The sequence below is a fragment of the Alcanivorax sp. genome (genome assembly GCF_002726155.1).
Lineage (GTDB): Bacteria > Pseudomonadota > Gammaproteobacteria > Pseudomonadales > Alcanivoracaceae > Alcanivorax.
In genome coordinates this window covers 1-18151 of record NZ_PBSH01000019.1, presented here as the reverse complement: position 1 = coordinate 18151, position 18151 = coordinate 1, and the positions used below count along the sequence as shown (strand labels likewise).

At 58.7% G+C, this 18151-nt stretch carries 14 protein-coding genes; 7 read left to right on the top strand and 7 right to left on the bottom strand.

From position 1 onward, the window contains the following. Positions 1-37 precede the first annotated feature (37 nt). Positions 38-1186, bottom strand: a complete 1149-nt coding sequence (locus tag CL546_RS05705) for a helix-turn-helix domain-containing protein (RefSeq protein WP_290493579.1) — start codon at positions 1184-1186, stop codon at positions 38-40. A 164-nt stretch (positions 1187-1350) separates the two neighbouring features. On the opposite strand from CL546_RS05705, the gene CL546_RS05700 reads away from it, so the two are divergent. Further along, positions 1351-3849 (top strand): penicillin acylase family protein, encoded by a 2499-nt coding sequence (locus CL546_RS05700; RefSeq protein ID WP_290493578.1) that lies wholly within the window; start codon positions 1351-1353, stop codon positions 3847-3849. A gap of 100 nt (positions 3850-3949) precedes the next feature. Here the strand turns inward: CL546_RS05700 and CL546_RS05695 are convergent, their stop codons facing one another. Then, positions 3950-4429: a hypothetical protein gene (locus CL546_RS05695; RefSeq protein ID WP_290493577.1), complete on the bottom strand. Its 480-nt coding sequence runs from the start codon at positions 4427-4429 to the stop codon at positions 3950-3952. A 73-nt stretch (positions 4430-4502) separates the two neighbouring features. Then, entirely contained in the window at positions 4503-5732 is a 1230-nt protein-coding gene (locus tag CL546_RS05690; RefSeq protein WP_290493575.1) for a pyridoxal phosphate-dependent aminotransferase, read from the bottom strand. 108 nt (positions 5733-5840) lie between these two features. On the opposite strand from CL546_RS05690, the gene CL546_RS05685 reads away from it, so the two are divergent. The 5 genes from CL546_RS05685 (at position 5841) to djlA (ending at position 11228) form a co-directional block, all read left to right on the top strand. Next, positions 5841-6509 (top strand): DNA-3-methyladenine glycosylase I, encoded by a 669-nt coding sequence (locus CL546_RS05685; protein ID WP_290493574.1) that lies wholly within the window; start codon positions 5841-5843, stop codon positions 6507-6509. A 108-nt stretch (positions 6510-6617) separates the two neighbouring features. Next, positions 6618-8534 (top strand): FTR1 family protein, encoded by a 1917-nt coding sequence (locus CL546_RS05680; RefSeq protein WP_290493572.1) that lies wholly within the window; start codon positions 6618-6620, stop codon positions 8532-8534. A gap of 140 nt (positions 8535-8674) precedes the next feature. Then, positions 8675-9598 carry an NAD(P)-dependent oxidoreductase gene (locus CL546_RS05675; RefSeq protein WP_290493570.1) on the top strand — a complete coding sequence of 308 codons (924 nt, stop codon included), beginning with the start codon at positions 8675-8677 and terminating at the stop codon, positions 9596-9598. Continuing rightward, positions 9598-10386: a hydroxypyruvate isomerase gene (gene hyi / locus CL546_RS05670; protein WP_290493569.1), complete on the top strand. Its 789-nt coding sequence runs from the start codon at positions 9598-9600 to the stop codon at positions 10384-10386. Before CL546_RS05675 ends, hyi begins: the two co-directional genes overlap by 1 nt. Beyond that, the gene (gene djlA, locus CL546_RS05665; RefSeq protein WP_290493568.1) at positions 10386-11228 is read left to right on the top strand and encodes a co-chaperone DjlA; all 843 of its coding nucleotides are present in this window, start codon (positions 10386-10388) and stop codon (positions 11226-11228) included. The genes hyi and djlA overlap by 1 nt, the downstream gene beginning before the upstream one ends. Before the next feature lie 71 nt (positions 11229-11299). On the opposite strand, the gene CL546_RS05660 is transcribed toward djlA, so the two are convergent. Continuing rightward, positions 11300-12244, bottom strand: coding sequence for an oxygenase MpaB family protein (locus CL546_RS05660; protein ID WP_290493566.1), 945 nt, complete (start codon positions 12242-12244; stop codon positions 11300-11302). A 268-nt stretch (positions 12245-12512) separates the two neighbouring features. Here CL546_RS05660 and CL546_RS05655 point away from each other — a divergent pair, with 268 nt between their 5' ends. Further along, positions 12513-12752 (top strand): YdcH family protein, encoded by a 240-nt coding sequence (locus CL546_RS05655; RefSeq protein ID WP_007149535.1) that lies wholly within the window; start codon positions 12513-12515, stop codon positions 12750-12752. A gap of 36 nt (positions 12753-12788) precedes the next feature. Here CL546_RS05655 and CL546_RS05650 read toward each other — a convergent pair whose 3' ends face one another. From CL546_RS05650 to CL546_RS05640, 3 genes are all read right to left on the bottom strand, one after another. Next, positions 12789-14054: a hypothetical protein gene (locus CL546_RS05650; protein ID WP_290493564.1), complete on the bottom strand. Its 1266-nt coding sequence runs from the start codon at positions 14052-14054 to the stop codon at positions 12789-12791. Positions 14055-14133: 79 nt separating this feature from the next. Further along, entirely contained in the window at positions 14134-16074 is a 1941-nt protein-coding gene (locus CL546_RS05645; RefSeq protein WP_290493562.1) for an acetoacetate--CoA ligase, read from the bottom strand. Further along, positions 16071-18056 carry an acetyl/propionyl/methylcrotonyl-CoA carboxylase subunit alpha gene (locus CL546_RS05640; RefSeq protein ID WP_290493561.1) on the bottom strand — a complete coding sequence of 662 codons (1986 nt, stop codon included), beginning with the start codon at positions 18054-18056 and terminating at the stop codon, positions 16071-16073. The genes CL546_RS05645 and CL546_RS05640 overlap by 4 nt, the downstream gene beginning before the upstream one ends. Positions 18057-18151: the final 95 nt, after the last annotated feature.

Sequence of the window (18151 nt, the reverse complement as noted above, 5' to 3'; positions counted from 1 at the left end):
AGTTGGGCGACTGTCGTGGCCAGACAGTCACCCTGTGTCATGCTTTTTTTGCCGTATCGTGCTGCTTTCTATACACAGTTGGCGTGGTGTGGAAGCGGCGCTTGAATGCTGTGTTGAAGGTGGATTTGGCATTGAATCCGACATCATGGCAAATCCGGGTCACGGGTAGTCGGGTGTCTGTCAGTGCCTGTGCTGCCGCCTCAAGACGAAAGCCGTTAATCCAGTCATAGAAATGGTGGCCGGAGCATCGGTTGATCGCCGCAGAGGCCTGATGCGTGGTAACGCCACAGTGTGTTGCGAGCCGCCCCAGCGTCAGGTCATTTTCTCTGAATAAACCCTCTCTCATGGCGTTTTCCAGTAACTGGAAAACGGCGTGCGCGTCATCATTTTTTTCGTTTTTTGCAGAAGCCGACACCTCTTTCGCTGTTGCTTTCGTTGCATGCGCTTTCGCTGCAGCTGCAAGCGGTGGTGCTTGCTGCACGGGAAGATTAATTCGGGTCAGCAGCAAATAGGTGAGGTAGGCCGTGGCTGGTGCCAGCACAAAGGTCAGCGAAATGCGGATATCGAACAAATAGAACAGCGCCAGCCTGGCGGCAATGGACAAGGCAATCAGTAGTTGGAATGTTTGCAGGTTGCCCACCCATTCAATCACCGCGCTGCGGCGGCTCTGGATTCCCTGTTGGTGCTGTTGCCACCAGTAAAAAAAGCTCAGTACGCCAATCAGGGCCAGATAAGGATTGCCGTACAGGGTGATTGGCTCCCACAGGTCATGGTTCTTGCGCCCGGCCAGCATCCAGTAGATTTTCTGTTCCGGGGGCAGGCTCCAGAAGGGCACGGCGAGGGCGGCCACCAGCAGCACCGGTAACGCGTGCGTCCAGCGGCGACGCCGCGACCTGGCCAGGACGTTCTGTCCTTGCAGAGCACGGATATAGCCATAGATGCAAAACGGGATCATCACCACGACAGGGTCTGCCAGCTTCAGGAAGAAGGGCCAGTGCTGGAACAGATCTGTGGTGTGATACACAAATTCCAGCGATTGCAGAACTGCCAGCGCAATCAGTGCAAGCAAGTAGGCCAGTGGCAGTCGATGTTGTTGGCGATTGACCATCCAGCTCAAGCCGGCCAGCAGCAAGGTAGAGCTGATGCTCAGGCACACGATAGCGGCGCCTGCAGTCCAGTAATTCATCGGGATCTCACGTTCGAATGGATCGATTTGAACCTGTAACTTTTTGAATTAAAAAGAGTAAATTGTTTTGTTTCGAGTCCATCGAAGCGGGCGTTCTGCCGCCAACAGTCCTGTCTAATAACACGCTTCCATCGTCAGAATGATAACAAATCGAGGAGGCTATCATGCGATTCAGCACTGGCATTGCCATGCTTGGCTGCGCGCTCTTATTAGGCTGTAGTGAGGACTCGGAAAAAGCAAGTCCACCAACAACAGAACCGGACTCTCCTTACCAGGCAACGGTGCGCTACACCGAGTACGGGGTCCCCCATATCACCGCAGAAGACTACGCCAGCCTTGGCTACGGGGTGGGTTACGCCCAGGCCCGGGAAAACCTGTGTACCTTGTCTGAACAGCTGATGAAGCTGAAATCAGAAAAATCCCGTTACCTGGGAGCGGGGCAGGGCAGTCAAAACCTGTTGAGTGATGTCGGCTACAAAGCGCTGGATTATCCGGCGCAGGCGGAGCTGCTCTTTGCACAGCTGTCTGCCACGTCGCAACAAATGCTGGGTGGATACAGCGCCGGCTTCAATCGGGTGCTGGAAGAAAGCCAGGGAGATTATCCTTCCCCTTGCCGTGGGGCGGAATGGGTAACGCCGATTTCAGCCAAAGACCTGTTGGCTTATCAGCTTGATCTGGCAGGTCTGGCGAGTAGCCGGAATTTCATTAGCGCAATCGCTGCGGCACAACCGCCGGCGGCCGCTGTCGGCGCCCGGGCGGCGTTCAACGTGGAATTAGACGCCAAACAGGTGCTGACCTCGGAAGGTATCGGCAGTAATGGCTGGGCCTTGGGGGCGGAGCGCAGTGAGTCCGCTAACAGCTTGCTTCTGGCCAATCCGCACTTTCCATGGGACGGGGAACTGCGTTTTTTCCAGAATCATCTGACCATTCCCGGCGAGCTGGATATCACGGGCGCGACCCTGATCGGGTTGCCGGCGGTGGTGATCGGTTTCAACGAGCATCTGGGCTGGACGCACACGGTTTCCCAGTCAAAACGTTTTACCCTTTACCAGCTTGAGCTGGATAGCAGCGATCCGACCCGCTATCTGTTTGATGGCGAGAGCCGCGCCATGACCCGCAAAGAGATAACCGTTCAGGTCAAACAAGCGGATGGCAGCCTGGCGCCGTATTCCCAGGCGGTTTACTACAGTCACTTCGGGCCGATGGTTAACCTCGCTTCCCTGTCACCCTCACTGGGCTGGAGTAATGGTTCTGCGGTCACGTTCCGCGATGCCAATGCCGGCAATATCCGCATGCTGGATCAATGGCTGGCCATGGACAAAGCGACCAGCCGTGAGGCGTTCTTTGCCGCATTCGAAGAGCATCAGGGGATCCCCTGGGTGAATACGTTGATGATCGACAAATCCGGTTCGGCCAGCTACATCGATGGCACCCAGGTGCCGCAGTTGAGTGCACAGGCGGAAGGCTACTGGCGCGCCGCATCACAGAGCCCGCAACTAGCACCCATCTGGCAGGATGGTGCAGGGAGTGTGTTGCTGCCCGGCAACAGTTCTGTGTATGAGTGGGTGGACAGTGGCGATACTCTGACGCCCGGGCTGGTGCCGTTCAGCAAGGCGCCACAAATGACCCGCGACGATTACTTGTACAACGCCAACAGCAGCCACTGGCTGAGCAATCTTGAGGCGCCACTGGAAGGATACAGTGTTCTGTACGGCCCTGAAGACTCCGTACGTAGCCCTCGTACCCGATACAACGCGGCGATGATTAGTGACGTGTCCGGCAGTGGCTTGTCCGGTGCTGATGGCAACTTCAGTGTCAGTGAGTTGAAAACCGTCCTGACACACAATGGCTCGCTGTTTGCGGGTGACTGGACCAACCAGCTGACCCAGCGTTGCACCAACTACAGCACCGCTGAGCTGGATGGGGCCGCTTACGATTTGACCGCAGCCTGCCAGGCGCTGGTGAACTGGGATGGCACCTATAACATCACCAGTCGCGGGGCTCACCTGATGCGTGAAACCCTGCGTCAGTTCCGGGTGAGTGGGCACCGTAGCCTGGCTGACAACCTGTTTGCGCACCCTTTCGATGCGGATAATGGGGCGACAACGCCGTCAGGCCTGGCGCCCATCGACACGGCCAACCCCGAGCAGGACCCGGTGCTGGTTGCGTTGGCTCGCGCCGCGAAAACGCTGACCGATAGTGGCATCAGCCTGGATGCTCCCTTGGGTGACATTCAGTATTTGATCAAAGCGGAGGGGGAAGCCGGAATTCCCGTTAGCGGCGGCTATTCCTATGAGGGCGTGTTCAATATGGCGGAGAGCAAAACCGCGTCGCGCAGCACCTCTGACTTTGCCAACAATGTTATTGGCAGCCCGCAGCCGGACAGCTTGCTGTTTGCCCTGGATGAAGATGGTGATGGCACGGATGAGCTGGCATATCGGCCCAATTACGGTTCCAGTTTTATCATGGCGCTGTCTTTCACTGATGAAGGCCCCCAGGCGGAAATGCTCCTGAGCTACAGCCAGTCACATGATCCTGAGAGTGCTTTTTTCAGTGATCAGACGCAGCAGTACAGCCAGTTGCAGTGGCGCCCTGTGCGTTTCACCGAGTCCGAGGTGGCCGATAATACGGTGGAAACCCTGGAGTTGAGGCAGGAGCGCTAATGCGCCGCGTCACTGAACCCGGTTAAATGTCCCGACAGCAAAAGGCCCACATGGTGTGGGCCTTTTGCGTTGGTGCGTGGTAATTAAAAGGTGACGCGGTTTATTTGGCACCGATGGGGGCGAACTCATCCTTGTCCACCGGCTGCGGATCGCGTGACAGCAGGTAGCGCACCAGTGCCGTAGTGCGTGCGGAGTCCTGGGCACGTATGGCCTGAATCAGTTGTTCGGCCACCGTGGCTTTTTCCAGTTGCACGGTGGCGGGCAGTTGCGGATCGGTTTCTTCAAAACGCAGATCGCTAAGAGCAGTAAGCAAGACAAAAGCGCGGTTACTCAAGACCGCTTGCTCAAGACCTTCCTGAAAAATACTGGCCTGGTAGCGCAGGTAGCCTTCTTCGGCCAGCCACAGCATGGCGCCCAGGCAGCTCATGTGTCGGGTGCTGTGCAAGCCCACATCATCCACCTCGGTGGGGCCGATGATATCTTCCACATACAGGGCCCCCGGACGTGGGAAACTCATGTAGCACTGCATCAGAATGCGCGCCACATCGTGGGTGAAGTCATCGATATGCAGGTGGGACATGGGCTTACCTAACAGATGTCATTGTATTGTTCTTTTTGGGCGCCAGACGCTCAGCGTCTGACGCAGTCACACGTTACTTCTTGCGTGCCCGATCCAGATAACGGGCAATCCGGCCGATGGAATCTTCCAGATCATCCGGGCGGGGCAGGAATACGACACGGAAGTGGTCCGGGTCGGGCCAGTTGAAGGCGGTGCCCTGAACGATCAGCACTTTTTCTTCGCGGAGCAGGTCCAATGCAAAGGCTTCGTCGTCTTCGAACGGGAAGACCTTCGGGTCCAGTTTCGGGAACAGGTACAACGCGGATTTGGGTTTCACGCAGCTCACGCCGGGAATCGAGTCGAGCATTTCCCAAGCCAGATCACGCTGGCGTCCCAGCCGGCCGGTGGGCAGTACCAGATCACCAATGCTCTGGTAGCCGCCCAGCGCGGTCTGGATAGCATGTTGGCTGGGCACATTGGCACACAGGCGCATGCTGGCCAGCATATCCAGCCCTTCGATATAGCTTTCCGCCCGGTGCTTGGCGCCGGAAATTACCATCCAGCCGGCACGGAAACCGGCGGCGCGATAGTTCTTGGACAGACCGTTAAACGTGATGAACAGCAGGTCATCGGCCATGGACGCGATGGAGGTGTGTTCTTCACCGTCGTAGAGAATCTTGTCGTAAATTTCATCGGCGAACACGATCAGGTTGTTCTCGCGGGCGATCTGCAACAGCTCGCGCAACATGGCCGGCTCGTAATTGGCGCCGGTGGGGTTGTTCGGGTTGATGATCACCAACGCTTTGGTGTTCTTGTTTACCTTGGCGCGGATATCTTCCAGGGAGGGCTGCCAGTCCTGTTGTTCGTCGCACAGGTAATGGGTTGGTGTGCCGCCGGATAACCGCACGGACGCGGTCCACAGGGGATAATCCGGGGCGGGCAGCAGCACTTCATCGCCGCTGTTGAGCAGCGCTTGCATGGCCATGACAATCAGTTCGGACACCCCGTTGCCGATGATTACATCGTCCACGGTAACGCCTTCGATGCCCTTGGTCTGGGTGTATTGCATCACCGCCTTGCGGGCCGGGAACAGGCCCTTGGAATGGCAATACCCAGTGGATTCCGGCAGATTGGCGATCACGTCCTGGAGCAGTTCTTCGGGCGCTTCGAAACCGAATGGGGCCGGGTTGCCGATGTTGAGCTTGATGACCCGGTGGCCTTCGTCTTCCAGCCGGTGCGCTTCACGCAGCACAGGGCCGCGAATGTCGTAACATACGCCTTTGAGTTTGTCGGATTTGCTGACGTGGTATTGATCGCTTGTCATGAAGTTCCCGCAGGTCGACTCGTAGAGGGCAGGGAAGTGATTCTACAATGCGTCCTTTTCACTGTATATCTGACGCCCGCATACAAAAGACACAAACCGGAGTAGAGCGTGACCCCATTCAAGGATTTACTGGCCCTGGCGGTGAACCGTAAAGGCTCATTGAAAGCGGTGCAGTCACAGCTGCCTGACGTCGCCGATGCACAAACTCTGCGTGGCCGTGATGATGCGTTTTATATGTCGGCGCTGACCCGCCGTATTTTTCGTGCCGGCTTGAAACATTCTCTGGTGGACAACAAGTGGCCGGCATTCGAGGAAGCCTTTTTCGGTTTCGACCCGGAGAAGCTGGTGCTGATGCCGGATTCCATGCTTGACGATCGCATGCAGGACACTCGCTTGATCCGCCACTGGGGCAAGATGAAAGCGATCCGCCACAACGCTCAGCTGGTGCTCGACCTGGCCGAAGAGTACGGCAGTGTGGGGAACTGGCTGGCGGACTGGCCAGCAGAGGATACTGTGGGCATGTGGCTGTTGTTGAAGAAGCGGGGCAAGCAGCTGGGCGGCAATTCCGGTGCCGCGTTTTTGCGCATGGTGGGGCGCGATACCTGGTATCCCACTGGCGATGTGGTGGCCGCGTTGAAAGCGCAGAACATTATCGACAAACCCCCGGCGAGCCAGCGGGACCAGAAAGCCGCCCAGGCGGCCTTTAACGCCTGGCAGGCGGAAAGCCGTTGGCCACAGTCTCATATCAGCAAGGTATTGGCGTTTACCGTGGGCTGATATGCACTGGAACCCCCGTGCTCTATTAAGAGTGGCTATTTTCTTGATGCAGGCAAGAACATAAATGATAATGACTCGCCTTTAATGCACTGAATTGAGTTCACTCTTATGCCGCGCACTTTCCTGACCCGTCCATTTTTCGGGGTCCTGCTCGCGTTTTTCTGTTTTTCCTTGCCTGCCTATGCCGCCAATCAGACAGCCCTTGTTCAGCTGGTTGAGTATGTAGGGGCGGACTATATCAATGCCGTGGTCGATGGCGAGATCGTTAGCCCGGCGGAATATGCCGAAATGTCTGAATTCTCAGCGCTTCTGGCCGAAGGGGTAGCCGAACTGCCGGAGGCTGAGGGCAAGCAGACCCTGCAAGACCAGGCCGACAGGCTCAAGCAAGCGGTGGCCGACAAGGCTGCTGAAAGCGAGATCAAGGATCTGGCCCAGTCGATCCGAGCGACCCTGGTCAGTGTCTATGGCATCCCGGTGTCACCCAAGAAAGCCCCGGAGCAGGCCCATGCGGCTGCGCTGTATCAGAGCCACTGTGCGGCTTGTCACGGTGAACAGGGCAAGGGCGATGGCCCTGCCGGAGTGGCGTTGGAGCCGGCCCCCACCGACTTTACCGAAGTAGAGCGTTATAACGGCCGCTCACTGCTGGGGCTGCACACCACCATCACGCAAGGGGTGGAAGGCACCGGCATGGCGGCCTACGGTGACACCCTGAGCGAAGAGGATCGCTGGGCGCTGGCCTTCTATGTGGGGGCCAAAGCGGTTACCGACGATGTGGCAGAAGAAGGCGAACAGGTTTTCACCACCGTGCCGGGGATGAAAAGCACACTGACGCTGGACACCCTGGTGGCCCAGGCACCGGAAGACGTGCTCAAGGAGCAGGGGCCGAAAGCCTATGCCGCCTTGGGCTATTTGCGCCGCACCCCGGGTGCGCTCTTCAACAAGAACCGTTTCATCGCGTTGAGTCATGACAAGCTCAGCGAGGCCGACAGTGCCTATCAGGCGGGGGACAAAGGTGCCGCCAAGGCGGCGGCGCTGTCTGCTTACCTGGACGGATTCGAAATGATCGAGCAACAGCTGGCTGCGGTGGATAACGAACTGATGCGCAGTGCTGAATCCCGCTTTATGGCGGTACGCGAAGCCATCGACCGGGATCGTGAGGCCAGTGAGGTGAGCGACAAGGTGGCTGCGGCCCAACAGGGTTTGGCCTTGGCCAGTGATGCCTTGTCTGGTGATGGCCTGAGCCCGGCAGCAACTCTGTCTGCCAGCTTCTTCATCCTGTTCCGTGAAGGTCTGGAAGCCCTGCTGGTGGTAGCTGCCCTGTTGACGTTTACCCGCAAGGCCAACGCGGTGAAGGCGACCCGTCATATTCACTTCGGCTGGATCACGGCGTTAGTGGCCGGCGGCCTGACCTGGTATGTGGCCAATACGATGATTACTTTCAGTGGGGCATCGCGGGAAATGACCGAAGGCTTTGCCGGTGTCGTGGCCGCGTTGATTCTGTTTTATGTGGGCTTCTGGATGCACAGCAAAAGCAATAGCCAGAAGTGGATGGGGTACATCAAGAGCAAGGTGGACAATGCCCTGGGTGGCGGCACCATCTGGGTTTTGGCCTTCGTGTCTTTCATTTCCGTGTACCGCGAAATTTTCGAGACCATCCTGTTCTATGAGGCATTGTTGAGCCAGGTGACGGCGACGACACAGCCTTATCTGTTTTACGGTATGGGAGCGGCCATCCTGGCGCTGGCGGTGGTGTGTTTCCTGTTCTTCCGCATTGGCATGCGCTTGCCCCTGAGTCTGTTCTTCCGCGTGACCAGCATTGTGCTGTTGATCCTGTCGGTGATTCTGCTTGGCAACGGCATTGCCGCCCTGCAGGAAGCCGGGCTGATCAGTGCGTTTTACCTGGGCGTGCCCACCATTGAGTGGCTGGGCCTCTACCCGACCGTGCAAGGTGTGGTCGCACAATCAGTGGCGATCATCCTGGCCGTGGTTTTCTGGCTGCGTGGGCGTCGCGCCCAGCCGGCCTGAGCACTGAGTTGCTCCGGGTATCGTGTACTGGATTTAAAGAGCCGCCTTCGGGCGGCTTTTTTGATTCCAGGGCCTGACCTTCTCTACAGTCACCGGGGTGAATCGCGTAGACTTTTCGTTCCGTTAGTTCAGGAAGTGTCATGCCCCACATCAGCTTTCTCGGCATCGGCCTGATGGGTGCGCCCATGGTGGCGCGGCTGCTGGATGCCGGTTTTTCCCTCACTCTCTGGAATCGCACCCCCGACAAAACCCAGCCGTTTGCCGGTCGGGTGCGCATTGCGGCAACCCCGGCGCAAGCCGCGGCTGAAGCAGATGTGCTGATCACCATGCTGGAAAATGGGGCAGTGGTGGATCAGGTGTTGTACCAGAGTGGTGCCATTACCGGGCTGCGCCCGGGGGCGTTGGTGATCGACATGAGTTCCATTGAGCCTGCTACCGCGCGCCGTCACGGCGCGCGAGTGGCGCAGCTGGGCGGAGGGTATCTGGATGCGCCGGTATCCGGTGGCACCCGGGGAGCTGAGGCCGGGACGCTGTCGATCATGGCGGGTGGCAGTGATGCGGATTTCGACCGGGCGGCCCCGATTTTTCCGGCCTTTGGCAAGGCAACGCATATCGGCCCGGTGGGCAGCGGCCAGCTGGCGAAGCTGGCTAACCAGGCGATTGTCGGTATTACCATCGGCGCCGTTTCAGAAGCCCTGTTGTTGGCGGCGAAGGGCGGTGCGCGCCCGGACAAAGTCCGTGAAGCTCTGCTGGGTGGTTTTGCGGGCAGCAAGATTCTTGAGCAGCATGGCGAACGTATGCTGGCGCGGGATTTTGAACCGGGCGCCCCGGCGCGAATCCAGCACAAGGATCTGCGCATGATTCTGGACGAGGCCCGCGCCGAAGGGCTGACTTTGCCCCTCAGCCAGCGGGTGTTCGAGGAGTATCGCGCCTTGCTGGCCAGCGGTCACGGTGATGTGGACCACAGTGGCTTATTACTGGAGCTGGAAAGGCTCAATGGCGTTCGACTGTCCTGTGGCCCGGTTGCTGCGGACGCTACGGATGGCGAACAGGAGAACGGCTAATGCCACGCTTTGCCGCCAACCTGTCCATGTTATTCACTGAATTGCCCTTTCTGGACCGTTTTGCCGCTGCGGCGCAGGCCGGTTTTAAGGGAGTGGAATACTTGTTCCCGTATGACTGGCCCGCACAGACATTGGCGTCACAGCTGGCGGGCAATGGTTTGACCCAGGTGTTATTCAACTTGCCGCCCGGGGACTGGGAAGCCGGGGAGCGGGGTATAGCCTGTTTACCGGACCGGGTGGAGGCGTTCCGCGAAGGTGTATTTACCGCCATGGAGTACGCCGAGGCGCTGGGCTGCAGGCAGATAAACTGTCTGGCCGGCCTGAAACCAGCAACGCTACCAGCAGAGGTAGCCTTTGAAACCCTGGTGGAGAACCTGCGTTTTGCTGCGGACCTGTTCGCCGCGAAGAGGCTGACCCTGACACTGGAAGCGATCAACTCCCGGGTGGATATGCCGGGTTTTCTGGTGGATACCTCGGCCATGGCCATGGCCGTTATCGAGGCGGCGGGCCGCGACAATATCCGCCTGCAATACGATCTTTATCATATGCAGATCATGGAAGGGGATTTGTGCCGTTCTCTTTCGCAACTTTGTCCCCATATAGGACATATTCAGTTTGCCGATAATCCCGGGCGCCATGAGCCGGGCAGCGGCGAAATTCATTTTGATACCGTGTTTGCTCACATCGACTCGCTGGATTATGCGGGCTGGGTGAGTGCGGAGTACCGGCCCCGGGCCGACACGATAACCAGCCTGGGCTGGTTTAACGCAACCAAACAGGAACAGTGATGCAATTCAATTGGGGTGGAAAGATCATCCTTGGCCTGCTCGGCATGCTGGTGGGCGGGCCCATAGGTCTGGGTATTGGCGTGCTGATTGGGCATATGCTCGACAAGGGCGCCGAGCGGGTACAGACCTTTAACCCGTTTCGGCCCTATGGCCCGGGTGAGCAGTCACAGATTCAGACAGCGCTGTTCGATACGGCGTTTTCGATCATGGGGCACCTGGCCAAGGCCGATGGCCGCGTCAGCGAGGACGAAATTGCCCAGGCCAGAGCGGTGATGGATCGCATGCAGCTGTCCGAAGAGCAGCGCAAGCAGGCGATTGCCTTGTTCAATCAGGGCAAGCAGGACGATTTTCCGCTGGATCAGACCGTGGCCGCGTTTGCGACTACGGTGAAGCATCGCAAGCAACTGATCTTGGTGTTGCTGGAAATTCTGCTGCAAACCGCGTTGGCTGACGGCGAACTGGACCCGGCTGAAGAGGCGATTCTGATTCGGGTGGCAGAAGGGCTGGGCGTGCCGCGCGCTCAGTTCCAACAGATTCTCAGTATGTTGCTGGCCCAGGCGCAGTTTTCCGGTGCCCGTGGCGGGCACTCCTATCAGGGCGGGCAGCAGGCCGCCGGGCCGTCGCGCCCGTCCCTGTCACAGGCATATCAGGTGCTGGGTATCACCGATAGCGCCAGTAACCAGGAGATCAAGAAAACCTACCGCAAGCTGATGAGCCAACATCACCCGGACAAGCTGGCCGCCAAAGGCGTGCCGGAAGAAATGATCCGCGTGGCCACGGAAAAAACCGCAGAAATCAGCAAGGCCTACGAAATGATCAAGGAACACCGCGGCTTTAAATAAGCAAACGCCTCACGCTGGACGTCGGTGGTTTGCATGTTGCGTGCAGCGTGAGGCCTGTTGCGTCTCTTGCTTCAATAACTGGCGCTGGGGAGCCGGTCGATTTTCGGAATCGACCAGCCGCTGCTCACCAGATCGGATTCCCCGGACCACCAACGGTTCAGCAAACGGGTTGGCAGATCGGCGCGGGCGCGTCCACTGAGCCGTTGCTGGGCTTCATGGTAGGCCGGTTGGTAGCGTAGGCGCTCGGGTAGCCGACAGGTCAGGTCCATCAATCGGCGAAGATGTTTCTGGTAGTTGCGGTGGGCATCGAGCCCGGTTTGTGGCAGCCGAAACTGTTCGCGCAGGTGTTCGGGAATCTGGAAAGATGCCAGGCCAAGATAACTCCCGTAAGGGAGCCGACCGGGGTAGCCCTGTTCGCGAATCAGGGTATGCCCCAGCTGGCGACGGTGGCGGGGAATAGCGCCATTGCGGGCCAGCCGCTTATTCCACCAACGCTGATGGGCATGCCAGTGTGCGGGCAATCGCTGAGGTGGTATGCCCAGTGCCTCGGCCATCACCATGGTTTCTTCGAACAGCCGTTCCTGGTGGGCGGTGGCAAGCGGTTCAATCACGCTTTGGTAGACCCGCAGGCATGAATCCATCCACGCACTAAGGATGTATAACAGGGTGTCGCTGTCTTCCACATCAAACAGGGTTTTGCGGCGGGTGCGTGGGCTTTGCAGGGTCAGCAATGCCTGGTCCAGATTGCCGAAAACCAGTTTCAACATGAATACCTGTGTGTGCTGCAAGCGCTGAATCATGTCGTTCCCGGATGTGACCAGTTGTGCGGTGCGGCTGTCTGCCAGCGCCAGTAGCAATACGCGGCCTTGTGCCAGGCACATGAGGTTTTCGCGCATCAGTTGCCAGCAAACAGAGCCGGGACCGAACAGGCCAGCATCCGGGTGGTGGCAGCGGTCGCTGGTGCGTAGCAGGCCGTGTTCCAGATGATCTCGGGTGATTAATTTCGGTAATGCCATGTGCATGCCTCCGCTCTGCAAATGGATACGGTTTACCGACTACCACCAAACACTGCAGGACAAGGCTGCAGGGGGACAACGTAGTGCAGACTCCGGCATGGCAGTGCTGCCATGCTCACTTTTATCTTACGGCCACGGGCGATTGAATCTAATCAGAAAATGTGGTGATTTGGAGTCATGAGGGGAACGGTGACCCGTTTCTGCTTGTCGCATAAACAGGGCCGGTCCTACTGATTGGCCTGCCATTTCCATTAAAGGAGCGACCTTCATGTTGGGCGAAAATCACAGCATTCATCACGAATTTCCCGATTTTCACCAGAAGATAGACGAGCTTGCCAACGCAGATCCCACGTTCAAGGCACTGATTCTGGAGCACGACAAACTGGACAAACAGATACGGGGGTTGGAGATGCGCGAGAGCCCGATTTCGGATCCTGAGATGGAACGGCTAAAACAGGACCGCATACGGCTGAAGGACGAGGTCTACCACCGGCTAAGCCATCACTGAATGAAAAAAGCCTCTGGGATCAGAGGCTTTTTTAGTTTACTTCATTAACAGTCTAGCTTTGGGCTCGGTGAGCAGATTTTTTGCATAAACACCCGGCGCGAGGCCACTGCTATCGTGGCTATAATACATTCGGGTGATGAAATAAAATTCCTTACCAAACGGAATGTCGGTCAACGAAAAGCCCACATTGGGGAGTTGCCCGGCAAACCGTTCAGGCTCGTTCACCTGGCTGGCATCGTCCTGATAGAGCAGCCGGGCAGGGGTATCGAAACCCTTCACGAATGCCAGTTGGGCGAGCATGTCGAAGCCGCGGCCGGTGCCAAACCAGATCCAGTTGTTCCCTTTCAATGGCATGGTGAGCATGGCTTTTTCCGATTCGGATAGCACGCCATCGGTAATGGCAACGTGGTTGCCGGTCCAACTGGTGACCAGTTTGCTGTCGTACAGATCGTTGCCATCCAGAGAAATATCCAGCGCAGGGCGTTCCAGCACGGTGTCGGCAATACCGGGCAGGGTGAAGCGGCTATGGATATCGACCTGCTGCGGCATCACCAGGAAATAGTTGTGGATGCGTAGTACCGGTACCCGAGCCACCTTAACGGAAGTGGTGGCGTAGACCATAGCTGCCAATGGCCCGCTGATGATCTGTTTTACTTTCGGGTCCAGATTGTTGTTGTTCAGGGTGACACGATTGTTTTCGCCGAATACGCCCGCGCTGAGACGTAATTTGAGCGTATCAAGAATGCTCTGACGCTGGCCGTTTTCCCCTTCGAAGCCACGGAAGTAAAAGTCGTTCCACTTGAATAAATTCTGGTCCGCCATGCTCAAGGCAAAATCAGTGCTCTTGATCGTCATGCTCTTGGGGTCGAACTGCACATAACGTTCTGTGCTTTGCAGATAGGCGTTCTTCACCAGGTAGAAGTGATGTTCTTTCCCGTTGTGAGAAACGAGCAGTTCGGCGGCGACCTGTTCTGAGACGTTACCGCTGAGTGCCGGGCCACCGTCTTCGAAGCGCAGCAGTAAACGGTCTTCGCTATCAATGCGACGCGGGTCGCCAATCAGGTGGGTGCTGTCATCTTCTTCAAAGTAGGGGTAGCCCTCTTTTGACCATTGGACCCACTGGTGAGGCACCGGTGTGAGGCGGCCATCCTGCATGGAAAAAAAGGAGTACAGGCCGGTTTGTTTGCCGATTAGCGGTTTGAAGTCGGCACCGGTGAGGGTAATGATCTGTGCCCAAAGGGCCGGGGATGCGCAAAGCAGCAAAACGGTAGCCAGCGCTCGGGTGACGGTATTTTTTATCATTATGGTCTGTCATGGCTGTCAGTACAGCGACCATGATGCGCCTTTGCGCCGGGCCGTCAATGACCCGGCGACCAGACGGTCAGTCTTCAAGCTCAATGCGCTGGGCGAAGTGGGCCAGGGCGTCGGGATTGGCTAAGGCGTTTCGGTTGGTAACCGGGCGCCCGTGGATCACCTCACGCACCGCCAGTTCCACGATTTTTCCGCTGACCGTACGGGGAATTTCGGGAACCGACAGAATGACTGCGGGCACGTGCCGTGGTGTGGCGCCCTGGCGAATGGCTTTGCGGATGCGGGCCTGCAGGGCGTCATCCAGTTCGACGCCGTCTGCGGGAACCACAAACAATACCACGCGCACATCACCGTCGAATTGCTGGCCGACCACAATGGCTTCGCGGATTTCCGCCAGGGTTTCCACCTGACGGTAAATTTCCGCTGTGCCGATACGCACCCCCCCGGGGTTGAGCACCGCATCGGAACGGCCATGAATAATCAGCCCCTGATGACCGTCATGGGGGGACAGCTGTGCGTAGTCGCCATGGGCCCAGATGCCCTCGAAGCGAGCAAAGTAGGCGTCGTGAAAACGCGTGCCGTCCGGGTCATTCCAGAAACTGACTGGACAGGAGGGGAAGGGGGTTCGACAGACCAGCTCGCCTTTGCTGTCGGCGAGTGGTTGAGCGTTATCATCGAACACGGCCACATCCATTCCCAGACCAAGACACTGAAGTTCACCGCGGTACACCGGCAACATCGGATTGCCGAGTGCGAAACAGGAAATAATGTCGGTGCCGCCGGAAATGGAGCTTACCAGTAACGACGGTTTTACCTGCTGGTAGAGGTAGTCATAGCTTTCGTGCAGCAGGGGGGAGCCGGTGGAGAACAGGACGCGAAGAGTGCCGAGATCGTGGCTGTCTTTGGGGCGCAGGCCGGATTTTTCCACCGCCTGAACAAACTTGGCGCTGGTGCCGAAGTGAGTAATCTTTTCTGCGTCGATCAGGTCAAACAGCCTGCCGGTATCCGGGTAGGCCGGGTTGCCGTCGTAGAGCACCAGAGTAGCGCCGGTGTGCAGCCCGCAGATCAGCCAGTTCCACATCATCCAGCCGCAGGTGGTGAAGTAGAACAGGGTGTCTGTGTCGTGCACATCGCCGTGCAGGTGCAGCTCTTTGGTCTGCTGGAGCAGGGTGCCGCCGGCCCCATGGACGATGCACTTGGGCTGCCCGGTGGTGCCGGAGGAATAGAGAATAAACAGTGGATGATTGAAGGGCAGGCGAATAAAGGCGGGAGCGGGTCCAGCGGCGTCCAACCAGGCGCCCCAGATCAGGGCTCTGGTGACGGTGCTGCTATCGCCACGTCCGGGAACCACGATCAGCAACTCTGGTTTCAGGGCGTCATGGAGCGCATCGATGCGCTCGCCCAGGTCAATCCACTTGCCGTTGTAGTGGTAGCCATCGCAGGCCAGTAGCACCTTGGGTTCGATCTGGCCGAAACGGTCCAGCACTCCGGAAACGCCGAAATCCGGGGAGCAGGAGGACCAGACGGCACCGATCCAGGCGGCGCCGAGGGCAGCGATCAGGGTTTCGGTGCGGTTGGGCATGAACCCCGCTACCCGGTCTCCGGGCTGGACGCCAGCGGCGAGCAACTGGGCGGCCACTTTGCCGGCGGCAACGCGCAGTTGTGCGTAGCTGATGACATTGCGGCTGCCATCTTCCAGTACGCTGACCACGGCGGGGTGGGTGTCGTTGCGTTTCAGCAAATTTTCCGCGTAATTGAGTTCGCCGTGGGCAAACCAACGGGTGTCCTGAAAGTGCTCCCCTGGCGTCAGCACGGTATCGCCGGGGTGGCCGACTACATCGCAATGCTCCCAGACCTGTCGCCAGAAGGCGTCGGGTTGCTCCACAGACCAGCGATGCAGGGCCTGATAATCCGTTAAGGGCAGGCCACTGTTGGTGCGTGCCTGTTGCCAGAAAGCGGCCAGGTGGGTGTGCTGGCTGCTGTCATCGGGTTGCCAGAGAGGCTCGCTCATTCTGTCTCTCCCTTGCTGTCGGTATCCGCGTGGCTGTCAGCGGCGGAGAATTCCACCAGCACCGTGCCTTCGCTGACACTGTCGCCAGCGGCGACGGCAAAGCCGTTCACCGTGCCGGGCACGGTGGCGCGCAGGGTGTGCTCCATTTTCATGGCTTCCAGTGTAATCACCGCATCGCCGGCTTCAACGCTATCGCCGGGGGCAGCATGCAGGGCGACAATGGTGCCGCTCATGGGGGCACTGAAGCCGCCAGCATCCGCATGTTGGGCGCTATCTCGGCTGGGGTTCAGGGTCACCGGGTACGCCTGGCCACCCACAAACAACACCACGGTCCGTGCGTTTTGCCAGGCAAAGCGAGCCGCCAGGCTGTCGGTTCCCCAGTGCAACCGCAGGCTACTCTCGGCGATGTCCACGGCAAAACTGACAGCGCCCCGGCGCTCGCCGATGGTGGTTTGCTGACCGTCATCGCGCACGGTGAGTTGTTCTCCGTTTGCTTCAACCCGGGTTTGACACAGGCGCTGATTGAGCGGCCGCCAGCCATTGAGGGCTTGCCAGGGGCTGTCACCGGTGGCCTTGTGCGCCTGCAGGCGCGCCGCAGCCAGTGCCAGCAAGGCGGGGTCGACAACGGTGCTTTGCATCAACTGTGGGCGGTGCTCCAGCAAGCGGGTATCCAGCTCGGCTGTGGCGAAGGCGTCGTCGTTGAGCACCCGGCGAAGGAAGGCGGCGTTGTGGTGGATGCCTTCCAGTTCCAGCCCGTCCAGTGCCTGAATCAGTTGTTGCCGAGCGGCGTTGCGGTCCTCGCCATGGCAGATCAGCTTGGCGATCATGGGATCGTAGTGCTCGTCTACCCGGTCGCCTTGTTCGTAGCCCGCATCCACCCGGCTGAGGGAATGGGGCCAACGCAAATGGCGCAGCAAACCGGAGGAGGGCAGAAAGCCTTGTTCCGGGTTTTCCGCATACAGGCGCACTTCCATGGCGGCGCCGTGGCGTTGAATCTGATCCTGTTGCTTCGGTAGCGGTTCGCCGGCGGCCACGGCCAGTTGCCAGGCGACCAGATCTTCGCCGGTGATCATTTCGGTGACCGGATGTTCCACTTGCAGGCGGGTGTTCATTTCCATGAAGTAGAACTGGCCATCCTCGCCGTAAAGGAATTCGACGGTGCCTGCACCCCGGTAATCGATGGCTTTGGCGGCTTGTACAGCGGCACTGCCGAACGCATTGCGGGTGGCGTCATCGAGCCCCGGTGCCGGCGCTTCTTCGATGATTTTCTGGTGACGGCGCTGTACCGAACAATCGCGTTCGAACAGGTGAACTGCGTTGCCATGATTGTCAGCAAACACCTGAACTTCCACGTGGCGGGCGGTGGCCAGGTAACGTTCCAGTAACACCCGGTCATCGCCAAAGGCGTTACTGGCTTCACGGCGGGCGGCGGCCAGGGCTTCATCGAAGTCTGCGGCCGTATTCACCACGCGCATGCCCTTGCCACCACCGCCGGCCACGGCCTTGATCAGTAATGGAAAACCGACCTTTGCCGCGGCAGCGGTCAGTTTGCTGTCGCTGGCGCCTTCTTCATCGAAGCCGGGCAGAACCGGTACGCCGCTTTCCGCCATCAACTGGCGGGCGGCGGCCTTGTCGCCCATGACTTCGATGGCTCGGGCATTGGGGCCCACAAAGATGATGCCGGCCTGGTCACAGGCGGCGGCAAAGGCGGTGTTCTCGGACAGAAAACCGTAGCCGGGGTGGATGGCATCGGCCCCGGTGGCCTGGGCCGCAGCGATCACCTTGTCGATGACCAGATAGCTGTCACGGGCAGCAGCAGGCCCCAGGCAAACAGCCTGATCCGCTTCCATTACGTGGGGCAGGGTAGCGTCAGGTTCGGAATAGACCGCCACCGTGGCGATGCCTTGTTGGCGGCAGGTACGCATGATGCGGCGAGCAATTTCCCCGCGGTTGGCGATCAGGAGTTTTTTTATCTTTGCCATGGTGATGCCTTTGTCCTGCCGTAGGGGCGTCGCTGGCGGCGCGATTCCGGCGTGCGTTATCGCGCCGCCAGCGACGCTCCTACGGATAGTGGGTC